Here is a 22,727-nt window from a genome sequence, read left to right on the forward strand (position 1 = left end):
AAAATGCATTGACCTGGTTTCGAAAATTCAAACGAAGTGATAAGTTGATTTTATGTGAGAATAACAATAACGTCAAGTGAATAGTCACACTATTTGCTGTTTTAAGATATATAACCGTAATAAATTCGTAACTTTCGGGGGCATTGCGTATAATGGATTCATAATCCATATTAAGGGGGACTACTATGCGTTTTCACTTGTTTCGTCCGATTTTAATCGCTTTAATTTTATCGATTATTTACACCATTTGGGCGAGTTTCACGGATTCAACCCATTCTTTTTTTTATCACTTTTCGGGTGGGTTATTTATCTCAGGATTCATCTTAATGGCAATCGGTTTATTTTCTAACATGTCTGCAAATGGATTTTTTAGAGGACTGACTGCCGGGTTCAAAAAACAACGTGAGGCAAGATTACGAGAAATCGATGGTGAGTATCACGAGGACGAGGATGAAGAGCACGAAGTGTATGAAGAAAAGCGGAAACGTTCTTTAAACCGGACAGGGCCATACTTGTCTAGCGGCTTATTGTGCATTGTTTTCTCATTGCTTTTGTCATTCGTTTAAACGAATTTTTCGTGACGCTAGACAATGGTCTATGGTAAAATCTTGTTAAGTTACATGTATAATAACACGGTGAAGAAGAGTAGTACATCGAGTCGTCACTTTAAGAGAGTCCATGGTTGGTGTGAATGGATAGTGGATGCAGATGGAATGGACTTCGGAGTGGCTGACTTGAACAGTGAAGTAGAGTCAGACGGGATTGCCCGTTACAGCAGTTTAGAGCGGCTATTATCATAGCAACTTGGGTGGCAACGCGATGACTCGTCCCTTGATTATTCAAGGGACGAGTCATCTTTTTTTATTCTATTTTCGGAGGGAAACGATTATGAAAACGATTTTTTCAGGTATTAAACCAACCGGTACAGTCACGCTAGGAAACTACATTGGGGCGATGAAGCATTTTGTCAACTTACAAGATGAGCATGATGCCTATTATTGTATCGTCGATCTCCATTCGATCACAGTCGAGATTGACCGTGTCGAGTTGATGAACAATACACGTGCCCTCGCTGCACTGTATATTGCAAGTGGTCTCGACCCAGAAAAAGCGACGATTTTCGTCCAATCAGAAGTCAAAGCACACGCGCAGCTCGGATGGATGTTAACGTGCCTAGCAGGTATGGGTGAACTTGAACGCATGACGCAATACAAAGATAAATCACAAGGAAAAGAGCGGATTGGCGCAGGTCTCTTCGTCTATCCGACGTTAATGGCCTCTGACATCCTTTTATATGATGCGGAACTCGTTCCTGTCGGTGAAGATCAAAAACAACACATCGAGTTGACACGCGACTTAGCACAACGATTCAATAGCCGGTACTATGAAACCTTTAAAATGCCTGAGCCAGTCATCGCAGAAACAGGTGCTCGTATCATGAGTTTGACGACGCCAGAGAAAAAAATGTCTAAAACAGATACGAATCCAAAAGGCTACATCACGATGCTCGATGAACCAGCTAGTATCCGTAAAAAAATTAAGTCGGCCGTGACGGATTCGGAAGGAATTGTTAAGTTCGATCGGGAAAACAAACCGGGTGTCTCAAACTTACTCGAAATCTATTCATTACTCGCTAATATCTCCATCGCCGAGCTCGAAGCGAAATACGAAGGTTCAAATTATGGCGTGTTCAAAGCAGATGTTGCTGAAGCAATCATTGCCGAGCTCGAGCCGATTCAAAAACGCTATTATGAGTTAATCGATTCAGAAGAACTCGATGTCATTTTAGATCAAGGCCGTGAAAAAGCTGACCTCGTCGCTTCTCGTAAACTTGCTAAAGTAGAAAAAGCCATGGGGCTCCAACGTAAACGTGCTAAAGTCAAAAAATAATCAATTCTTTCATTAAAAAAGGTCCCGTGCTCTTTGTGTAAAGAGTATGGGACCTTTTGTCAAAAAAAGAGAGCATCTCTACAATAGAGACGCTCTCTTGACATTTTATTTACCTTCGATTGAAGCCCATTTGTAAGAGAAGTCTGCGCCGAAGTTATGCTCGACAATACCTTTTACGTATGGTTTAACGAGGAACGCACGTCCACGTTGATAAACAGGTGAGATTCCCGCAGAATCAAGAAGGATTTTCTCTGCTTCTTGAAGCTCAGACCAACGTTTTGCTGCATCCGTTTGTGTTTGTGCATCTTTGACGAGTTTGTCGTACTCTGGATCTGACCAGTCACCACGGTTATATGGTCCATCAGTCAAGAAGAGATCGAGGAACGTCATTGGATCTTGATAGTCAGGACCCCAGCCTGCGAATGAGAACTCGAAGTCGCCTTTGTTTTCAAGATCAAGTTTGTTTTTGAACGGTTGTTGCTTGATTGTGACTTTCATACCTGGAAGGTTCTTCTCAAGCTCGCCTTTCAAGAATTCACCGATTTTCTTCGCATCATCACTATCATAGTTAAGAAGCTCAAGTTCGACTGAATCTTTGCCGATTTCTTTTAAGCCCTCTTCCCAAAGTTTTTTCGCTTCATCCGCATTGAACTCGTTGAATGTTGGATACTTTTCACGGAAGTCTTTTCCGTCAGCATCTTTCGCGAAGTCTTTTGGTACAAGATAGTTTGCTGGAAGTGATCCGTTTGCAAGGATGACATCCGTGATGCCTTTTTTGTTATATCCCATATCGATTGCACGGCGAATTTTTTCATTTTCGAGTGCTTTAACTTTCGTATTCAAGTAAAGGTAGAAGATTGTTGATTCACCTTTAGTTTGGAATTCTTTATTATCTTGATACTGAGCTACGAATTCAGATGAAAGACCTGTACGGTCGATTGTCCCTTTTTCGTAAAGGTTAACAGCAGTCGAAATTTCTTTTACGACCTTAACATTGATCGTGTCCAATTTGACGCTATCTTTATCCCAGTAGTTATCGTTTTTAACCATTTTCCAGCCTTGTTCACGTGTCCATTCCGTTAACTTGAATGGTCCATTGTAAAGTGATTTGTCAGCTGTCGTACCGAAGCCCTTACCGATTTCTTTCGAAAGTTCTTCCGATTTCGGCATGAATGGACCGAATCCAGTCAATCCGAGGAAATAATCTGCAGGTGATTTTAATTTTACTTCGAACGTTTTATCATCAACTGCTTTAACGCCTACCGCGTCACGCTCGCCTTTTTTCGTGTTGTATTCTTCAGCACCTTCGATGTTGTAGAATACGTACGCATATTGCGATGCGTTTTCTGGGTTAAGCACTTCTTTCCAAGCGTACTCGAAGTCTTTTGCAGTGATTGGTGTACCATCAGACCAGTTAGCATCACGTAGCTTGAACGTGTACGTCAATTTGTCGTCAGAAACCGTATGGCTTTCTGCAATACCTGGTGTTGGCTGTTGCTTGTCATCCAAACGGTAAAGACCTTCCATCGTGTTGTTCAAGACGTTGAAAGAAACAGCGTCCGTAGAAGTTGTTGGGTTAAGCGTCGGGATATCCGCGCTTTCGATCAGGTTAAGCGTCTGCTCACTTGATTTTTTGTCCGAACCGTTATCGCCCGATGAATCATTTGAATCAGTCGTCGAACAAGCAGCAAGGAATGCGCTTGATACGAGCGCTACTGAGGTAGCGAGTGCAAAACTTTTCTTTTTCATGATACGATGACCCCCCTAAAATTTCCAAAGCTAGTAATCTAAAGTTTTTGCCCGAAAAAAAGTAGTCCTTTTTGGCCGAACAAAACTCTCCGTTACAAATAGTTTACAATGTTCTGATAATTTTGCAAAGCTTTTATCCGATTTTTCTAAATATTTTTTCAAAAAAACAAGAAGGACATGAGTGCATCCCATGTCCTTCCTTAATTAATCAATTCGATTTCTTTACTGTTCGAAGCAAGTATTCAGGTCCATAAATTGGCACTGTCAAGCCGTTTATCCCTTCTTTTACCAACATGTTTTCCGTTGTCTGATAAAGTGGAATGATGACCGCATCTTTTTCAATCAATTTTTTTTCAGCAGTTCGATAACCTGAAGTTTTTTCTTTTACTGTCTTTACATTTCTTGTTTCTTTAATCAATTTGTCATATTCTTTTGAATTGTAATTTACTTTATTCAATGGATTATCTGATACGAATTGATTTAAATAGGCGAGAGGACCTGGGTAGTCAGGCATCCAGCCTGTCAGCGTCATGGAAAAATCGCCAGATTGTTCAAGGCGTATTTTATCTTCGATATCTACATTTTTAGTCACAATATCGATTCCAGGTAGCTGCTTTTCGAGAATTTTTTCAATTGTTTTCCCTAGCTCTAACGCTTTTTGATCATCAAAATTCAACAATTCAACCTTCACTTTTTTCTTAGTCGCCTGTTTCCACTTTGTCGTTGTTTGCTCTTGATGCGGAGAAATCCAGTCACTCGCCGTTACTACAAAACGATTCGTCGGTTTCCCTGATAATCCGAGTGGCAAGTTCAATGTTTGTTGATTCATCAGTGTAGAAGAGATGGCTTGGCGGGCATTTCGACTTTTAAACAATGAATCGTTCATATTAAAGGCTAGATAAAAGACCCCGCTCCGACTTTTTTGATAAGTAGGCTCGTCACCCATCAAAAGATTCGTATCAAATCCTTCAATTAGTGGCAACATGTCTGCTTGATCATTTCGATACGCTGTCACCTGATCTGACATACTTTTAGCGGTGATACTTTTGACGGTATCGAGCTGAACGACAGTCGCTTGATGATAGTGATCATTTTTTTCGAGCATGTAGGATGCCTTTTTCATCTCACCCATTTTAAATGGACCATTTTCATTCAAATCCGACCATTCGCTTACTTCAGGTTGAGGATAGAAGACAGACATGGCCAGTAATTGTGATAGATCCGAAACCGGCTGATTTAATTCAATAATTAGCGTTGATTTCCCTGCTGCTCTAACACCAAGTTTATTCGGTGGGAGTTCGCCATCATTGACTTGCCGTCCATTTTTAAAAACTTCGAATAAAAAACCATATGGTGAATTTGTCTCATTTGAAGCAACACGTTGAAAACTATCAACAAAATCTTGCGCTTCGACTGGTGTACCGTCATCGAACTTTGTTTCTTTTAGTTCAATCGTATACGTCAAGCCGTCATCCGAAACAGTCATCGTTCGGGCGAGACCTTTTCGGACAGATGGACCGCCAGTAAACACAAATAGTCCTTCATATAATTGTGCAAGCAACGTTTGTGAACGATTATCTGTTGCCTGTGCAATATCCGGTACTCGTGGCATCGATGACTCAATGATTGTCATATGCTGTTGTTGCTTTTTTGTAGAGGCTTCCTCTGTCGTGTTTTGTTGAAACACAACGAATCCACTAATGATTACTCCGATTACTAAAAACATTAAAACAAACAGTTTAAATTGCTTAGACATATTTTTCCCCTTTTATTTTAAAGTGACTCTATTATTCAAACAGAATTCAACCAAAAAAGCGACCTTACTGTCTTATTGACAGTAGGTCGCTCCAGGCTGTAGACAAAGTGTTATCAAGAGATAAAGCATTTTTTTCGTTGCTTTCCTCGGGCGAGGCGCAAGCTGTTGCTCCTTGGTCCTCACGGACACGAGCAGGGTCTTTCCTGCCCCTGAAAGTGCGTTAAACACGCAATTTTTCCCGTAGGGGTCAACGAAATATGACACTTTTTAGATAATACTGTGACGGAAAACCGGTCATGCAGGCGGTTTAGAGCGCAATCCTTCAAGAATCATGCTTGCTGGTACCGCTTAAAGACGAGTGATGCATTGTGCCCACCAAAACCAAGCGAATTGCTTACTGCATACTCGACGTCCCATGCTCTGCTACCTTCACGAACGTAATCTAAATTACAGCCTTCGCTTGGTTGTTCGAGATGAATCGTCGGGTGAACCGTTTGTTCTTGCAACGACTTGATTGTTGCAATCGCTTCGACGCCACCCGCACCACCGAGTAAATGACCGATCATTGATTTCGTCGAGTTCACAGCGAGTTTCGCTGCATGTTCTCCGAAGACCGTATGAATGGCTTTCGTTTCCAAAACATCATTCATTGGCGTACTCGTACCATGCGCATTGATGTATTGAACAGCAGTTGGCTCGATGTTCGCATCTTGAATCGCCATCGCCATCGCACGTGCGCCTCCATCACCATCTGGATCTGGAGCAGTAATATGATACGCATCTGCAGTCAGACCGTATCCACTGACCTCTGCGTAGATTTTTGCTCCACGAGCAATCGCGTGATCGTATTCTTCAAGGACGAGAATGCCTGCCCCTTCTCCCATGACAAATCCATCGCGTCCCTCATCGAATGGACGACTCGCTGTATTCGGGTCATGATTTGTCGACATCGCTTTGTTCGCACAAAAACCGGCGAACGCTAAGTTCGTGATTGGTGCTTCCGCCCCACCGGCAATCATGACATCCGCATCACCACGTTCGATTACGCGTAACGCTTCACCGATTGCATTCGTACCTGAAGCACAGGCAGTGACAGAACAGTTATTTGGACCTTTCGCTCCTGTATAAATCGAAACTTGACCACTAGCCATATTCGGAATCATCATTGGAATGAAGAACGGGCTGACACGACGATGTCCGCGCTCAAAATAGATTTTCGCTTGTTTTTCAATCGTCTCAACGCCACCAATCCCTGAACCAATCCATACGCCTGTACGTTCAGCATTCGACTTGACATCAAGTCCTGCATCTTTGACAGCTTCCATGCTTGCAACCAGTGAATAGTGAACAAATCGATCCATCTTGCGTGCTTCTTTTGCTTCGATGAATTCCGTAATATCAAACCCTTGTAACTCACCCGTCACTTTTGTTGGATACTCATCGATATCAAGTCGCTCCATCGGACGAATCCCGTTTTCACCTGCTTTTAATGCATTCCAAAATGTATCCACATCATTTCCAATCGGTGTTAGTGCACCCATACCAGTAACTACTACTCGTTTTCTCGTCATCTTATATGTTCTCCCCTTTAGTCCAAGTAATGTAAGAAGCTCCCCAAGTCAATCCGGCACCAAATCCTGCGAGAACAAGTGTCGTTCCCGGCTGTAGTCGCCCTTGACGCCGCGCTTCTTCTAAAGCCAACGGTATCGAAGCCGCTGATGTATTTGCATGTTCATCAATCGTGACGATGACTTTCTTTTCATCGATGCCTAATCGTTCGCGTGCCGCGTCGATAATCCGTAAGTTTGCTTGGTGCGGAATCAATAAGTCAAGTGATTCCAACGATCCGTTCGCTTTTTGAATGACTTTATCGACAATCTCTGGTAATTTTCGAACGGCAAATTTAAACACTTCTCGTCCGTTCATTTCAATTGGCCCATCCAACTCTTTAAACAACAGATGCGCCCCTCGCCCATCCGTTCCGAGTTCAAACGCATTCAACCCTTGCTGTTCTGTTGGTCCGAGGACGACTGCACCCGCACCATCCCCAAATAAAATTGCTGTCGACCGGTCTGACCAGTCGACGATGCTCGACATTTTTTCTGCCCCAATGACAAGCGCATATTTAGAGTTCGTTGCCTCCATCATGCTTGATGCTGTTTGAAGAGCGAAAATGAAGCCGCTGCAGGCAGCACTAATATCAAATGCCGTCGCGCCTAGCGCCCCTAACCGTTCCTGAACGATACAGGCTGTTGAAGGAAAGGCACGTCCCGTCGCTGTCCCGACGACAATCAATCCGATATCGTCTGCTGTTAGGTCCGCATCGATCAATGCTTGTTTAGCGGCCTCTGTCGCTAAATCCGTTACATCGACTTCGTCTGTTGCAATCCGTCTTGCACCGATTCCCGTTCGTGTCCGAATCCATTCATCGCTCGTATCAAGCGTTTTCGCTAAATCATCATTTGTAATTCGACGTTCTGGTAATGACGTCCCTAGTCCTACAATCCCGATATTCATGTGGTCGCTCCTTTAGTATTAGTATCTGGTACTAATATAAAGCGTTAATCCTTTTTTGTCAAAGAAAAAAGAAGGGTCCCTTTAATCAGGGCCCTCCTCCGTCCACCTTACGCTTCTGAATCTGCTAGCGTTCGTACAACTTCCATGACCATCTTCGCAGAGTTAATCGACGCAATTTCTAAAAATTCATCAAATGAGAGTGAAGCTTCCTCATCTGCACTATCCGAGATCGAACGTGTTACGACGAAAGGAACATCGAATTGATGACAGACTTGTGCGATCGGTGCTGCTTCCATTTCAACTGCTGCGACGTCCGGGAAGTTCTTTTTAATGAGTGTCGAGCGCTCTGTATCATGAATGAAGGAATCTCCTGTCACGATTAGACCGTGAACGACATTAATCGACTCCATCCGTTCGATGACGGCTTCAGCTGTCGCGACAAGTTTTTCGTCTGCCACGTAAGCAGCTGGCATACCCGGTACTTGTCCATATTCATATCCGAATGCTGTCACGTCGACATCATGATGACGGACTTCTGTCGAGACGACGACGTCACCGACAGTCAGCCCTGCCTTAAATCCACCAGCAGAACCCGTATTGATGACGGCACTGGGTTTAAAATGATCCAGTAACAATGTCGTCCCAATCGCAGCATTCACTTTCCCGATGCCTGATTTCAAGATGACGACTGGCACACTGTTCAATAAACCTTCATAAAAATGATAGTTAGCAATCATCGTGTCTTTTCGTTCAGAAAGTTCATTCCGAAGTAAGTTGACCTCTTCTTCCATTGCTCCAATGATAGCGATTGGCATACTCATTCCTCCATCATACAGAAAGCCGGATTGCTCCGGCTTCATCGTTTTATTTATTTAATCGATGTAATTTTTACAGCGAAATCTCCACCTGGAGCCTGTACCGATACTTTCTCACCTACACTATGTCCGAGTAAGCTTTTAGCGATTGGTGATTCGTTCGAGATTTTACCTGTGAACGGATCCGCTTCTGCACTTCCGACAATCGTGTACGTTTCTTCTTCATCATCTTCAAGAATCAAGAATGTGACCGTCGTTCCGATACTAACGACCGAAATATCCTTTTCTTCTTCAGAAATAATTGCTACGTTACGTAGCATTTCCTCAAGTTGTGCAATTCGTCCTTCGACCATCGCTTGTTCTTCTTTCGCTGAATCATATTCTGCGTTCTCAGACAAGTCTCCGAAAGATCGGGCAATCTTAATATTTTCAACTACTTCTTTACGGCGGACTGACTTCAGTTCGTTTAACTCGTTCTCAATTTTTGCTTTACCGTCAAGCGTCATATAATACTGTTTTTCTGCCATTTTTGTCACGCTCCTTTTTATTCCACTAGTATAGTATATTCACATCTTTTTTGGAATCAATATCCTCTTTCATCAAGTGCTGTTCGATAATCGAGTATGGCACGAATCTTCGTTACGAGGAGATCAATCGCGACATGATTCTCTCCGCCTTCCGGAACGATGATATCTGCATAGCGTTTTGTCGGCTCACAAAACTGAAGATGCATCGGACGGACGACATTCGTATACTGCTCGACGACCGAGTCGATTGATCGACCACGTTCGTTGATATCACGTTGCATCCGTCGTAAAATCCGTACGTCCGCATCCGTATCGACAAACACTTTAATATCCATCAATTCCCGTAAACGCTCATCTTCAAGCGCTAAGATTCCTTCGACGATGATAACATCACGTGGATCGAGTTTGATCGTCTCCTCCGCTCGCGTATGCGCAACGTAATCATAAACAGGTTTTTCGACCGCAATGTTTTCACGTAACGATTTGATGTGGTTAATCAGCAAATCATTATCAAATGCAAACGGATGGTCATAATTTGTTTGATATCTTTCTTCCATCGAGAGTGTACTTTGATCTTTATAGTAAGCATCTTGCTCGATCATGACGATCGATTCGCTCGGGAAAGCTGCGACGAGTGAGCGTGCGACTGTCGTCTTTCCTGATCCCGTACCTCCAGCAACGCCAATTACAACCGGTTTTTGCATTGATTTTGTTCCTCCATCATTCCGACTTGATTTTTCGACTTACGGAAACACCGTCTCCGAGTGGAAAAATCGTCGTATCGTATTGTTCTTGTTCCATCATCCAGACTGTGAATTCCTTGACGAGACGGACGAGTCGTCGTCGTCTTCGATCAAACGTTTTTGGATCTGTTTCTAAGACATCACCATGTAAAAATAGATTATCCGTGTATAAAATCCCGCCTATTGGCACAAGCCGCCCATAACCGTTGAAGAATTTTTTATACTGCCCTTTCGCCGCATCGATGAAGATTGCATCGAACTCTTGGTCAAGGGTTTCGGCTAATTCTACTGCATCTGCAAAAACGATGTCAATTCGGTCCGCGACATCTGACCGGGCGATGAATGCTTTTGCTTCTTCATACCGTTTTGCATTTCGTTCGACCGTCGTGATGCGTGCGTTTGGCAATGCACGTGCCATTCGAATCGCGCTATATCCAATTGCCGTCCCTAGTTCGAGTATTCGCTTTGGTTGTTGTAGCGTCAGCAACGATAATAACACTTCTGACCCCGTCAACTCAATGATTGGGATGTGATGTTCCTTAGCATATGCTTCCATCTCTTCGAGTAGCGAATCACGTGGCTTAATCATTGCTTCGACATACGCTGTAAACTCATTCATTCGAACTACTCCTTCTCCGCATAAACAGGTTGACCTGGAACGAAAATACTCGTCCCAAACCAACCCGATGCTCATTGCTCTTTACTTGCTTCGTATTCAACCCATTCCGGTTTATACTTTACGACATTACGTTGATGTTCTTCATACGTCTCTTCGTAAAGAATCTGTCCTTTTGGATTTTTTTCACTCGGTGGCCGAGCAAAGAAATAAACATACTTTGTTTTATTCGGATTGAGTACGGCAAGGACGGAGTCTTTACTGACTGTTGAAATCGGACCGATTGGAATTCCCTCATATTTATACGTATTGTATTTCGAGTTATTCTCAAGATCCTTCAATGTCGTTAATGCCGTGTTTTCCCCCGTACCATACCAGACTGTTGGATCCGACTGAAGTTTCATACCATCATCAAGACGATTTTTGAAAACGCCAGCGATTTCACGGCGATCTTTCGCTGTTGCCGCTTCACGTTCAACCATCGATCCAAGACTGAGGACTTCATGGAATGTCATTCCTGATTCTTTAATCGCATTTGCATTTGCATCATAAATTTTTTCCATCTCGTCAAGCATCGTCTCAGCAATTTGATTGATGTTTTTCCCTTTATCAAATTCATACGTCGCCGGGAACAAGTAACCTTCAAGGGAGTAGAGTACTCCTTTTTGTTTCACTTCATCCGTTAACATCGGATACTTTTCAATCAAACTGTTGATGTACGTTTGATCCGTCAGTGCTTTACGAACAGCCTCTTGCTTAAAGCCCGTTGCTTTTGCAATCACGGCGATTTGCCGATCCATCGTAATCCCTTCAGGAATCGTCATCTTGACATCTGCTGCTTTCATGACTTTACCGGTTTTCAACTTATTGATGATTTCGTCCGGTGTCATCGCTTGCGTCAGCGTGTACGTTCCCGCTTGGAATGACGATTCATTCTTATAGCGAACGTAATAGCGGAAAATCGTTTCATTTGCAATCAATTCTTTGTCCTTTAGGATATTTGAAATCGTACTTGTTCCAGCACCTAACGGAATTTCGACTTTAACGGATTTTGTTGCGTCCGCGTTGACGGGTTCGAGTGAATTTTTTAAAAAGATATAGATTGCCGCACCTGCTACTAAGAAAATCGTGAATAACACTGAAAGGATGATGAGCGTAATCCGGCGTGATGTCCGGCGGCGCTTGTTTTCGATTTCAGCATTGTGCTTCCATTCGTTCTCCATCGGTTCCTCCTTTTTCTCTTAAAACAAGGTGACCTCGAAAGAGCATTGCTCCTTCGACATCACCTTATACACGAGTCGGTTATTCAAGCTCGTCTTCTAATGTATTGAAGACTTCTTCGATTTCATCCCACGTTTCCGTGTCATCTTCTTCGATCGGAACAAGATTGAAGTCATTGTCTCCGTCGCCATACTCGTCTAGTTCGTAAACGAAGATGTCGACTTCTTCCGCGTTGTCGTAGTCAGCACCGACTGGTTCGAGGAAGATATACGTTTTGTTTGAGCGTGGGCTCTCATAACGTAACCGCTCCATAAATTCGAAATCATTACCTTCACCATCTGGAATTACGTAACGTGTTGGTTCATTCTGTTGCATCATTCATCCGCTCCTTTAATGCAGTCTCGAGTTCATCCCAAGTCTGCTCATCATTTTCATCGATCAGGCTCAGTTCAAAATCATCGTCGCCTTCTCCATACTCATCAATCTCACAGATGATTAAATCATCTGCGCCATCTTCTGGATTCCCTATCATTTCGAGGAACAGATACGTTTTCCCTGTTCGCTCGCTGACATAACGGTACCATTCTTCGAAAAGATGTTCGCCACCGTCTTCATCCGGAAAGAGATACTGGCGCTTTTCTTCAGACATCTCATTTCCTCCTTTACCGGTTCGCCCGATCCAAATACGATTGTAGGATCATGACTGCCGCCATCTTATCGATGACTTGTTTTCGTTTTTTTCGACTGACATCTGCGTCGATCAACATACGCTCTGCCTGCATCGTCGTTAGACGCTCATCGACGAGAACTGTTGAAAGTCCTGTCGCTGATTCGATTTCACGCGCGAACGCTTCACTTGCTTCTGCTCGCGGACCAATCGAACCGTTCATGTTTTTCGGATGTCCGATGACGATGATTTCGACACCGTACTCTTTAATGATTGCCTCTAGTCGCTTGAAGGCGACAGGATAATCGGGTTCTGTCCATTTGACGGTCTCGACGCCTTGCGCCGTCCAGCCCATCAAATCACTCACCGCGACTCCAATCGTCTTCGAACCGACATCGAGTCCGATCGCACGCTTCATTTTTTGTCTCCACTCTCCGACAGATAGGATTTGACGAGTTCTTCAAGCAATTCATCTCGTTCAATCTTACGGATTAGATTACGTGCATCATTATGACGAGGAATGTAAGCAGGATCCCCAGATAGAAGATATCCGACGATCTGATTAATTGGATGATATCCTTTCTCTTCCAAAGCGTGATAGACCGTCAACAACACTTCCCGTGTCGCTGCTTTACTATCGTCTTCCGGAAAATTAAATTTCATCGTTTGATCCATCTGACTCACGTTAATCACCTCTTTCATTTACACTACTTTTCTATTATGCCAGTGATTGCGCATAATGTGAAGCATACGCCAACGCTTCATTTAATTTCGAAGCATCTTTCCCACCTGCTTGGGCCATATCCGGGCGTCCACCGCCACCGCCGCCGCAACGTGTCGCAACTTCTTTAATCAGCTTCCCGGCATGATAGCCTTGGTCAATCAAGTCTTTTGAGACGCTTGCGACGAGGTTCACTTTGTCGCCTTGCGCACTGCCGAGGACGATGATTGCTGACTCGAGTGAACCTTTCAATTCATCCATCATCCCACGTAATGCATCCATATCAGACACATCGACACGTTTCGAAAGGACTTGGACACCATTGATCAGTTCAACGTCATCTTTAAGTGATGCTGCTTCGATATTCGAAAGTTTTGCTTGGAGTGATTCGTTTGCGCGTTCTGTCTCACGTAATTGAACTTGTAACGCTTCGATTCGACTCGGAACTTCCGTCGTTTTCGTCTTCAGGACACGTGCTGCTTGTTCGAGCGTCTCAAGATGCGCATTCATGACACGATATGCACCAGCTCCTGTGACCGCTTCAATCCGACGTGTACCAGCACCGATACCTGATTCAGAAACAATTTTGAAAAGACCGATTTCCGCCGTGTTCTTGACGTGGATCCCGCCACATAATTCGATTGAATACGTTCCTGCCGATACGACGCGGACCGTTTCACCATATTTTTCACCGAACAGTGCCATTGCCCCTTTTGCTTTTGCATCGGCGATGTTCATTTCTTCGATATCGACAGCCAGCGATGCCCAGATTGCCTGATTGACATCCTGTTCAATCGTTTTCAGTTCATCTGCCGTGACTGCACCAAAGTGAGAGAAGTCAAAACGGAGACGATCTGCTGACACGAGTGATCCTGCTTGATTGACGTGCGTGCCGAGTGTATCTTTTAGTGCTTTATGCAACAAGTGTGTTGCTGTATGGTTTTTCGTAATGGCTTTACGTGCTGCGCCTTCGACTTCTGCGATGACTGAAGCGTCCGCGAGTGCAATCCCCGTCCGAACGATGACCGTATGCAAGTTTTGACCGTTCGGTGCTTTTTGTACGTCTTTGACGTCTAAGACGAAATCTTTTCCTTCAATCGTTCCTGTATCCGCGACTTCACCACCGCTCTCCGCATAAAACGGCGTGATGTCTAAAATGACTTGTGCCTGTTCGCCTGCCGCGACTTCCGTGACATGTTCTCCATCATGAAGCAATGCGACGATCGTTGCATCCGTCTTCACATCCGTATAACCGACGAACCGGCTTGGTACCGTCAATGTCGCAAGAACTTCAGATTGCTGTTGCATCGATCCGCCATCTTCACGTGCCGCACGGGCCCGCTTACGTTGCTCATCCATCGCCCGTTTGAAGCCTTCTTCGTCAACTGCCATTTGATGATCTTCTGCATATTCGACTGTCAATTCGAGTGGGAAACCGTACGTGTCGTAAAGACGGAATGCATCTTCCCCACTAATCGTATGCTCCCCATTATTTTTAGCCGTCTGAGCGACCGTATTTAAAATCGCGAGACCATCTTGTAATGTTTCATGGAAACGTTCTTCTTCATTCTTGATGACACGTTTGATGAAGTCCGCCTTCTCTGGAACTTGTGGGTAAAAGTCAACCATGACGCCACCGACCGTATCCACGAGCTCGTACATGAACGGACGTTCGATTCCAAGCATCTTCGCATAGCGGACTGCCCGGCGAAGTAAACGACGGAGGACATACCCGCGTCCTTCGTTCGATGGCAATGCGCCGTCGCCAATCGCAAACGAAACTGTTCGGATATGATCAGCGATGACTTTGAATGCTACATCCAGCTTCGCGTCATCACGGTATTTTTTACCACTCATTTCTTCCGTCTTATGGATGATCGGCATGAACAAGTCCGTATCGAAGTTCGTCGGCACGTTTTGTAAGACACTTGCCATCCGTTCGAGACCCATTCCTGTATCAATGTTTTTGCGTGGAAGTTCTGTGTAGTTCCCGTTTCCATCGTGGTTGTACTGACTGAAAACGATGTTCCAAATTTCAAGATAACGTTCATTTTCGCCACCCGGGTAGAGTTCTGAATCGTTCGGGTCGTCACCGAAGTCTGGACCACGATCAAAGAAAATTTCCGTGTTCGGACCAGATGGACCTTCACCGATTTCCCAGAAGTTATCTTCGAGCGGAATGATTCGTTCAGCCGGAACACCGAGCTCAAGCCAGATTTGGCGTGCCGCATCGTCTTCCGGATGGATCGTAACAGACAAGTACTCTGGATCTAGACCGTACCACTCGTCACTCGTTAAGAGTTCCCAGCCCCATTTGATCGCATCTTCACGGAAGTAATCACCGACTGAAAAGTTACCGAGCATTTCAAAAAACGTATGATGACGTGCCGTTTTACCGACGTTTTCGATATCGTTCGTCCGGATCGATTTTTGTGCATTGACGATTCGTGGATTGTCTGGGATGACACGTCCATCAAAATATTTTTTTAATGTCGCGACACCTGAGTTAATCCAAAGCAATGTTGGATCTTCCACTGGTACGAGAGAAGCACTCGGTTCCACAGCGTGACCTTTCGATTGGAAAAAGTCGAGATACATCTGACGGATTTGTGCGCCAGTCAACGGTTTTAATGGTTTCATCGAAAATACCCCCAATTAATTAATAAGTTCATCCTGAACGCAAAAAAAACGATGCATCATCCCCTAGGAAAGGGACGAAAGCATCGCTCTCGTGGTACCACCCTCGTTCGCAACATCCTCTGTTACGGATGTTACCTCGAAAAATCCAATAACGGGGATTAACCGCAAGTGTTTTCACTCGACTCAAGAAGGAGCTTCAAATGATTCATCATGGAGATGGTTGCAGCAAATCCATCTCTCTCTTCGTCATGATTGCATCACTCTACTTATCTTCTATCAACGTTTTGCGTCCATTCATCTAACGTGATTATTACCTATCCAACGTATTCCGTCAAGTCTTTGTCGCACCACCCAGACGTTCAATCAACCGCGTCCGTCGACGTGGTTCTTCTTCTTGTGATGCCTTGTGAAAGGCGCGTGGATCTCCGAATAACAACAAACTTGTTTTCGCACGGGTCACGGCCGTATAAATTAAGTTTCTCGAATGCTTAAAGGCGCCCGTAAAGAAGACCGGCATCAGAACGATCGGAAACTCCGACCCTTGGGCTTTATGGATCGTGATTGCATAGGCATGTGTGAATTGGTCCCAGTCACTGCGATTGTATTCGACTTCCGTCTGGTCGAACCGCGCGATAATTTTATCGACTTTATCGACGTTTTCTTTCGCAAAAAAGATGTTGACGATTTCGCCGATATCACCATTGTAGACATTTTCTTCCGCATTGTTGACGAGCTGAAGAATCTTATCTCCACTCCGGTACAGCCGATTCCCTTGCTTCACTTCCCGTTTTTTCGGTGCTTCCGGATTGTAGACATTTTGCAGCGCGAGATTGAGTTCATCAATCCCGACTTGTCCGCGATATGTCGGGGCGAGGACTTGGACGTCGAACTTCGAGTAGCCTTTTGCTAACGCTTTTTCAGCGAAGGCGGCAATCCCGCGTAATGATTCCTGCGGAGCAAGTGAATAAAAACGGCGGTCCGATAACGGTGCCAATAAATCAGCTGATGTGACCCGATTTTTCAAATCATGAGCCAATCGTAAAATCGACGAATCCTCCGCTTGACGGTGTACGACATTGAGTCGTACGACCGGAATCCCGTCCGTATCCATTAAATCAGCCAAAACTTGTCCCGGACCGACCGACGGCAGTTGATCCCGGTCACCAACGAACAAGATTTTCATCCCGTTCGGTACGGCGCGAAGGAGACTCGACAAGAGGTAGATATCAATCATCGATGATTCATCGATGATCAACACTTTTCCGGTGATTGGTTGATCTTCATTCAATTGAAAATTTGAGCCGTCGTATTTCAACAGCCGATGAATTGTCATCGCCGGAACATCGGTCGCTTCCGACAATCGTTTTGCAGCACGCCCGGTCGGTGCGACGAGAACGTACGGATACACATCACCTGATTTGACTTGACTTTTTTCGAGCGGCCAATCGTGGATTTCTTGTAAGGCATGTAAGATTCCTTTGATGACCGTCGTTTTACCGGTTCCCGGTCCACCGGTCAAGACCATCAATGGTGCTTTGACGGCCAGTTCAATCGCTTCTCGTTGTTGCGTCGCATATTCCATCCCGAAACGTTCTTCGAGCTGACCGATTGCCGTTAAGATCGTCGCGACATCGACTTCTTGCTCTGCTCCATTCGCCATGACGCGTGCCAGCTCTTTTGCCGCCCTGACTTCCGCATAATAAATCGTCGGCAGATACAGACAGCCTTCTTCGAGTTTTACTTTATCTTCTGTCAACAACAACTCGATTGCCTGTTCGAGTCGTTCTCCTGGGTCTTCGCCTAGCAGGCGGGGTGCCCGCTGCAACAATGAATCAATTGTCGCAAAAGCATGTCCTTCCCCTGCCTCTTGCTCAAGTATGTGCATGACGGACGCTGCAACGCGTTCCGGGTGAAGACCAATCAATCCGAGATGGGAGGCAATTTGATCGGCCGTCTTAAAACCGATCCCGCTCACTTCGTACATCAAGGAATACGGGTTTTCACGAATCCGCGCCATCGCATCCCCTTCGTACGCCGCATAAATTTTAGCTGCAAGTTTCGGCGTGACGTCGAACGGTGCCAAAAACAACATCAATTGATCAACGCCATAGAGCGTTGCCAGTCGACTGAAGATGACGTCAGCTTGTTTTTGTTTAAGTCCAGGCACACGATCGAGGGCACGGCTATCTTTTAAGATGACATCAATCGCATCCTCGCCAAGTGCCTCGACGATATTTTTCGCTGTTTTCGGACCAATGCCGGTAAACGATCCATTCGTCAAAAAGCGGACAGCGGCATGCTTCGTCATCGGGACAGAACGGCGAATTAATTCTGCCTTTAATTGTTTACCAAACCGTGGATGGTCCACTAAACGGCCAAACGCCTGATACGTACCGCCAAGTTCAATCCCGACTCCCGTTCCCGTCACGACGAGTTCAGTTTCTTTCAATTCAAAGTTTTTTTCCTTAACAGCCACCAATACGATGGAATGCGCTTCTTCTTCGGAGGAGAAGAGCACACGTTTAACACGACCGACGACTTGATGAGGGTGCTCCATCACTCCACCTACTTTCTAAAAGACTACGATTTACTACGCTCTCATCATCATAGCACTCGTTTAATCGATTTAAAATCAGGGAAAGTGAACTTGAACTAAAAATTGAATTGGAGGAGAAGCATGTGGGACGATTACCAATTGCTGGTTTATGTGAATTAGTACTTGAAGTAGAGGATATGGAACGCGCTGTCAACTTTTGGCATGGGACGCTCGGAATACCGATTGTCGAGCAATGGGCACCAGATGACGCGGAACCAAGTAAAGAACAAGCGACGCAAGACGGCGTTTGGGCGACATGGCTCTATATTGGCGGAAACACGCGACTTGGACTCTGGCTCAAACGAGATTTCACATTCGAGGAACGGACTGTGAAAAATCTACCGGTCACGAAGTGGGATTCGCTTTATGATGAAGGAGGGACTCACGTCCACTGCGCCTTTTACATTGAAAAAAACCGATTCGAGGACGCTCTGAACGTCTTACGGGAAGCAGATATTGCCGTTAAGATTCGAGAATGGGATGAACAAGAAACTTCGAATGATAAAGAATACTCCGCTTATTTTAAAGATACTGAACAAAATGTGATTGAGCTCTATACAAAAAATATGGACGAGGCGTACGAAGACTTTTCTGGTCCGCCGCAACGCGTCGTACGTGAAGTCGGAAACTAACGCAATCTTCAAAACGAACAGAGACGGAACGCGCTTTAAAGCGGTCGCATGACACAGGCAAGGATTAAACCCTCTTGAACAATAAAAAATTGCACAAAAATGGCCGATGGTCCCTTGAAAAGTGGGATCATCGGCCATTTGATTGTTGAAGGACGGAAACATCCGTCACACGGCTTGATGCTGGTCTGACTTATGCGTCAGACCCATTCATTGACCTTATTTCAACAAAGAATCCATTTTCGCTTTCGCATCTTGCGCGAGCGTATGATTCGGTTGATATTCAAGAACCGTCTCGAGCTCCGTATAACACGCTTCTTGCTGACCAAGAAATGCAAGGGCAATCGCATAGTTATAGCGTGCGTCCGTGTGCGTTTCTTCTAACAACAGGACTTGCTCGAAAATTTCTGCCGCTTCTTCAATCTGTTCGTTTTGTGCGAGCGCAAGGCCGTATTGGAAAGCAATTTCGACGTCCACCCCGTTCAATTCCGTCGCTTGTTTCAAGCGAGGAATTCCCCGGACAGGATCGCCGAGCTTTTGATACGTCAGACCAAGCATGAAGTGTAGATCGGCATCATCAAGTCCATGGAGTAAGGCGAGCCGTAAGGCATCTTCTGCCTCGACCAGTTGCTCTGCCGCAAAGAACAATGCCCCTTTTGCATAGTGGGCACTGGCGAACGTCGGGTCAATTGTCAGCGCCTTTTCATAAAAGCGTAATGCCCGGTCTGCATCATCCATCGATTGAAGCAACGTTCCCAAGTTGACATATGCCGTCGGATCATTCGGGTTTTCTTCAATCGCATCGTTGAAGGCTTGCGCAGCCAGTTCGTAATTTCCCGCTTCTAAATGTCTGAATCCTACTTCGTTATAATTCATCGTGTTCTCTCCCTTATGCAAGATACGTAAGACGTTCGCCCGCTTTGTACGCTTCGTCAATCGTTGCGCCACCTAAGCAGACATCACCATCATAAAAGACGACGGCTTGTCCTGGTGTAATTGCCCGTTGGCGTTCGTCAAAGGCAACATCAAGACGTCCATTTTCAAGCAAGCGGACAGTCACGCCTGAGTCTTCTTGACGGTAGCGGAACTTCGCCGTGCAGCGGAATGTATCGCCGACTTTAAGTGGTGCCGTCCAGCTGATGTCCGACGCATATAATCCTTCCGAGTAGAGCAGTTCATTATGGAAGCCTTGATCAACAAACAAGACGTTATCCGCAAGATTTTTTCCAACAACGAACCAAGGCTCTCCGTCTCCACCAATCCCTAACCCATGACGCTGTCCCATCGTGTAATACATCAAACCATCGTGACGTCCCATGACTTTTCCGTCGAGTGTCCGCATTTCGCCTGGTTGTGCCGGGAGGTATTGGCTGAGGAATTGTTTAAAGTTCCGTTCCCCGATAAAACAGATACCGGTCGAATCTTTTTTCTTCGCCGTCGCCAAGTTCGCTTCTTCCGCGATTTTCCGGACTTCTGACTTTTCCATGTGACCGATCGGGAACATCGCTTTCGCAATTTGGTCTTGTGACAGTTGGTTCAAGAAGTACGTTTGGTCTTTATTCGTATCGACCCCACGGAGTAACTTGTGTTCCCCGTCTTCATAGACCGCACGCGCGTAATGACCTGTCGCGACAAAATCCGCCCCGAGACGCATGGCGTGATCAAGAAACGCTTTGAACTTGATTTCCTTGTTACACATGACATCCGGATTCGGTGTCCGACCCAGTTTATATTCATTCAAGAAATACGTGAAGACTTTGTCCCAGTATTCTTTTTCGAAGTTGACTGCATAGTACGGAATGCCGATTTGATTGGCGACCGCGATCACATCTTCATAGTCTTCCGTCGCTGTACAAAAACCGTCTTCATCCGTATCATCCCAGTTTTTCATGAAGATTCCGATGACGTTGTACCCTTGTTCTTTCAGCAAGTGTGCTGTGACGGACGAGTCGACGCCGCCAGACATTCCGACGACGACTGTCGTCTCACTTGGCGCTTTTGCTCTTGTATTCATTGCTTTCACCTCTTATTTGTTCTGAAACGATTTTACGACATCTATCAATCCTTGTGCGAGTAGTTCGACTTGCCCGGCATCATTTCCACGGCCGAAACTAATTCGGACCGATTGCCGCGTCCGGTCATTTTCACCGTACATCGCGGACAACACGTGAGATGGTTCAATGGAACCTGCCGTACAGGCACTCCCGCTCGAGACGGCAATTCCGCGCATATCGAGCATGATTAAAAACGGTTCAATCTCGACACGCGGGAAATAGAGATTGACGATATGCGGCAGTCCTGGATGCCCATTTTGTTCATAGGAAATCGAACTAGCCTCGAGACGATTGAGTAATAGGCGACGCAAGTCTTCCGACTGGGCTTTCAGTATGTCACGTTCTGCTACGATCAATTGAACGGCTTTTGCGAAACCGACGATTCCAGCGACGTTTTCTGTTCCCGCGCGACGCTTCCGTTCTTGTTCGCCACCGTACGACTGCACTTCTAACTGGACGCCTGTTCGGACGTAGAGCATCCCGACACCTTTTGGTCCATTGATTTTATGACTTGATGCCGATAATAGGTCAATATGACATGCTTCGACGTCGAGACTCAGCTTGCCAAAGACTTGGACCGCATCCGTATGAAAGAGAATGTTTTGTTTGTTTAATAACTGGCCCATTTCCTTGATTGGTTGCAGTGTCCCGACTTCATTGTTTCCGAACATGACCGAAACAAGAATCGTATCCGGGCGAAGCGCTGCCGCGAGTGCGTCGACCGTGACGACGCCCGACTCCGGCACTTCTAAATACGTCACGTCAAACCCACGTTTTTCGAGTTCTTCGAACGCACGCAGGACGGCATGGTGTTCGAAGCGTGTCGTGATGACATGCTGTCCCTTGTCTTGATGTTTCATCGCGGCACCCAAAATCGCATAGTTATCCGACTCCGTTCCCCCCGCCGTGAAGATGATTTCATTCGGTTTGGCATTCAGTTCACTCGCGATTGTCCGACGTGCCGCGTCAATCGCCGCCCGGCCGGAACGACCGAACGCGTGAACGCTCGACGGATTCCCGAATTGCTCGAGCATATATGGAGTCATTGTTTGGAGTACATCAGGGTGCATCGGCGTTGTCGCCGCATGATCAAAATACATCATTTCGTCTCACCTTTCATATATAGAACATATATCCAGTATCATCGTCTTCCGCTAAATCCTTTAATGTCGTCGAATCCAGTACTTGATCGACTGCACTTTGGATTTTATCCCATAACTTTCGTTTCGTCACTTCATCAGAATTGTCCCCTTCGACAACGACGAGTGGTCCTTCAAGCAAACGAATGATATCGCCGGCCGTGATTTCTTCCGCTTTACGCCCTAACTTATAACCGCCGTAAGCGCCACGGACACTTTTGACCAGACCGCCATTTCGGAGCGGGGCAATCAATTGTTCCAAATAATGCTCCGACAGATTATACATCTGGGCAATTTTCTTTAAGGATAGCGGCTTTTGTTCGCCTCCTTTAGCGAGTGCGATCATGATTGTCAGACCATACCGGCCTTTCGTCGAGATTTTCATCATGCGAAATAACATCCTTTCTAGTATAGTAGGAGCTGAATCCACGTGGAAAGAAGGAACGC

22 protein-coding genes and 1 other annotated feature are annotated in these 22,727 nt (G+C 45.4%); of the genes, 3 read left to right on the forward strand and 19 right to left on the reverse strand.

All coding sequences use genetic code 11. The features are described 5' to 3' along the window. Positions 1–185: 185 nt before the first annotated feature. On the forward strand, positions 186–566 hold the full coding sequence (locus KNP88_RS02510) for a DUF3899 domain-containing protein (protein WP_088837499.1): 381 nt from the start codon (positions 186–188) through the stop codon (positions 564–566). A 60-nt stretch (positions 567–626) separates the two neighbouring features. Further along, positions 627–835, forward strand: a binding site (T-box leader). 50 nt (positions 836–885) lie between these two features. Beyond that, positions 886–1,890 (forward strand): tryptophan--tRNA ligase, encoded by a 1,005-nt coding sequence (gene trpS / locus KNP88_RS02515; protein WP_239456910.1) that lies wholly within the window; start codon positions 886–888, stop codon positions 1,888–1,890. Positions 1,891–1,995: 105 nt separating this feature from the next. Here the strand turns inward: trpS and KNP88_RS02520 are convergent, their stop codons facing one another. The 15 genes from KNP88_RS02520 to recD2 all read right to left on the reverse strand — a co-directional run bounded on the left by KNP88_RS02520 (position 1,996) and on the right by recD2 (position 18,419). Next, positions 1,996–3,639: a peptide ABC transporter substrate-binding protein gene (locus tag KNP88_RS02520; protein ID WP_214892169.1), complete on the reverse strand. Its 1,644-nt coding sequence runs from the start codon at positions 3,637–3,639 to the stop codon at positions 1,996–1,998. 208 nt (positions 3,640–3,847) lie between these two features. Continuing rightward, positions 3,848–5,395 carry a peptide ABC transporter substrate-binding protein gene (locus KNP88_RS02525; protein WP_214892171.1) on the reverse strand — a complete coding sequence of 516 codons (1,548 nt, stop codon included), beginning with the start codon at positions 5,393–5,395 and terminating at the stop codon, positions 3,848–3,850. A gap of 329 nt (positions 5,396–5,724) precedes the next feature. Further along, on the reverse strand, positions 5,725–6,966 hold the full coding sequence (gene fabF / locus KNP88_RS02530) for a beta-ketoacyl-ACP synthase II (protein WP_088837503.1): 1,242 nt from the start codon (positions 6,964–6,966) through the stop codon (positions 5,725–5,727). Position 6,967: 1 nt separating this feature from the next. Then, on the reverse strand, positions 6,968–7,912 hold the full coding sequence (locus KNP88_RS02535; protein WP_214892173.1) for a beta-ketoacyl-ACP synthase III: 945 nt from the start codon (positions 7,910–7,912) through the stop codon (positions 6,968–6,970). Positions 7,913–8,019: 107 nt separating this feature from the next. Beyond that, on the reverse strand, positions 8,020–8,727 hold the full coding sequence (gene mtnN / locus KNP88_RS02540) for a 5'-methylthioadenosine/S-adenosylhomocysteine nucleosidase (protein WP_029331009.1): 708 nt from the start codon (positions 8,725–8,727) through the stop codon (positions 8,020–8,022). Positions 8,728–8,780: 53 nt separating this feature from the next. Next, positions 8,781–9,254, reverse strand: a complete 474-nt coding sequence (greA, locus tag KNP88_RS02545) for a transcription elongation factor GreA (protein WP_088837506.1) — start codon at positions 9,252–9,254, stop codon at positions 8,781–8,783. Positions 9,255–9,310: 56 nt separating this feature from the next. Then, positions 9,311–9,958, reverse strand: a complete 648-nt coding sequence (gene udk / locus KNP88_RS02550) for a uridine kinase (protein ID WP_214766460.1) — start codon at positions 9,956–9,958, stop codon at positions 9,311–9,313. 16 nt (positions 9,959–9,974) lie between these two features. Beyond that, a complete protein-coding gene (locus KNP88_RS02555) occupies positions 9,975–10,616 on the reverse strand; it encodes an O-methyltransferase (RefSeq protein ID WP_029331012.1) in 642 nt (213 codons plus the stop codon). A gap of 71 nt (positions 10,617–10,687) precedes the next feature. Further along, positions 10,688–11,836: an endolytic transglycosylase MltG gene (mltG, locus tag KNP88_RS02560; protein WP_214892175.1), complete on the reverse strand. Its 1,149-nt coding sequence runs from the start codon at positions 11,834–11,836 to the stop codon at positions 10,688–10,690. A gap of 79 nt (positions 11,837–11,915) precedes the next feature. Then, positions 11,916–12,212: a DUF1292 domain-containing protein gene (locus tag KNP88_RS02565; RefSeq protein ID WP_235195162.1), complete on the reverse strand. Its 297-nt coding sequence runs from the start codon at positions 12,210–12,212 to the stop codon at positions 11,916–11,918. Beyond that, the gene (locus KNP88_RS02570; RefSeq protein ID WP_029331015.1) at positions 12,196–12,483 is read right to left on the reverse strand and encodes a DUF1292 domain-containing protein; all 288 of its coding nucleotides are present in this window, start codon (positions 12,481–12,483) and stop codon (positions 12,196–12,198) included. The genes KNP88_RS02565 and KNP88_RS02570 overlap by 17 nt, the downstream gene beginning before the upstream one ends. 13 nt (positions 12,484–12,496) lie before the next feature. Continuing rightward, positions 12,497–12,919 (reverse strand): Holliday junction resolvase RuvX, encoded by a 423-nt coding sequence (gene ruvX, locus KNP88_RS02575; RefSeq protein WP_029331016.1) that lies wholly within the window; start codon positions 12,917–12,919, stop codon positions 12,497–12,499. Then, complete coding sequence (locus KNP88_RS02580; protein ID WP_029331017.1) at positions 12,916–13,185, reverse strand: IreB family regulatory phosphoprotein; 270 nt, start codon at positions 13,183–13,185, stop codon at positions 12,916–12,918. Before KNP88_RS02580 ends, ruvX begins: the two co-directional genes overlap by 4 nt. A 34-nt stretch (positions 13,186–13,219) precedes the next feature. Further along, the gene (gene alaS / locus KNP88_RS02585) at positions 13,220–15,862 is read right to left on the reverse strand and encodes an alanine--tRNA ligase (RefSeq protein WP_214766464.1); all 2,643 of its coding nucleotides are present in this window, start codon (positions 15,860–15,862) and stop codon (positions 13,220–13,222) included. Between the two features lie 331 nt (positions 15,863–16,193). Next, a complete protein-coding gene (gene recD2 / locus KNP88_RS02590; RefSeq protein WP_088837510.1) occupies positions 16,194–18,419 on the reverse strand; it encodes an SF1B family DNA helicase RecD2 in 2,226 nt (741 codons plus the stop codon). A gap of 122 nt (positions 18,420–18,541) precedes the next feature. On the opposite strand from recD2, the gene KNP88_RS02595 reads away from it, so the two are divergent. Continuing rightward, complete coding sequence (locus KNP88_RS02595) at positions 18,542–19,090, forward strand: VOC family protein (RefSeq protein WP_214892177.1); 549 nt, start codon at positions 18,542–18,544, stop codon at positions 19,088–19,090. Positions 19,091–19,306: 216 nt separating this feature from the next. On the opposite strand, the gene KNP88_RS02600 is transcribed toward KNP88_RS02595, so the two are convergent. The 4 genes from KNP88_RS02600 to cymR are packed head-to-tail and all read right to left on the reverse strand — an operon-like array spanning position 19,307 to position 22,665. Beyond that, entirely contained in the window at positions 19,307–20,023 is a 717-nt protein-coding gene (locus tag KNP88_RS02600) for a tetratricopeptide repeat protein (protein ID WP_235195163.1), read from the reverse strand. Then, complete coding sequence (gene mnmA, locus KNP88_RS02605) at positions 19,977–21,101, reverse strand: tRNA 2-thiouridine(34) synthase MnmA (protein WP_029331022.1); 1,125 nt, start codon at positions 21,099–21,101, stop codon at positions 19,977–19,979. The genes KNP88_RS02600 and mnmA overlap by 47 nt, the downstream gene beginning before the upstream one ends. A gap of 12 nt (positions 21,102–21,113) precedes the next feature. Next, positions 21,114–22,244, reverse strand: coding sequence for a cysteine desulfurase family protein (locus tag KNP88_RS02610; RefSeq protein ID WP_214766468.1), 1,131 nt, complete (start codon positions 22,242–22,244; stop codon positions 21,114–21,116). Between the two features lie 13 nt (positions 22,245–22,257). After that, on the reverse strand, positions 22,258–22,665 hold the full coding sequence (gene cymR / locus KNP88_RS02615; RefSeq protein ID WP_088838504.1) for a cysteine metabolism transcriptional regulator CymR: 408 nt from the start codon (positions 22,663–22,665) through the stop codon (positions 22,258–22,260). Positions 22,666–22,727: the final 62 nt, after the last annotated feature.

This window comes from Exiguobacterium sp. H66, from assembly GCF_018618705.1.
GTDB classification, from domain to species: domain Bacteria; phylum Bacillota; class Bacilli; order Exiguobacteriales; family Exiguobacteriaceae; genus Exiguobacterium_A; species Exiguobacterium_A oxidotolerans.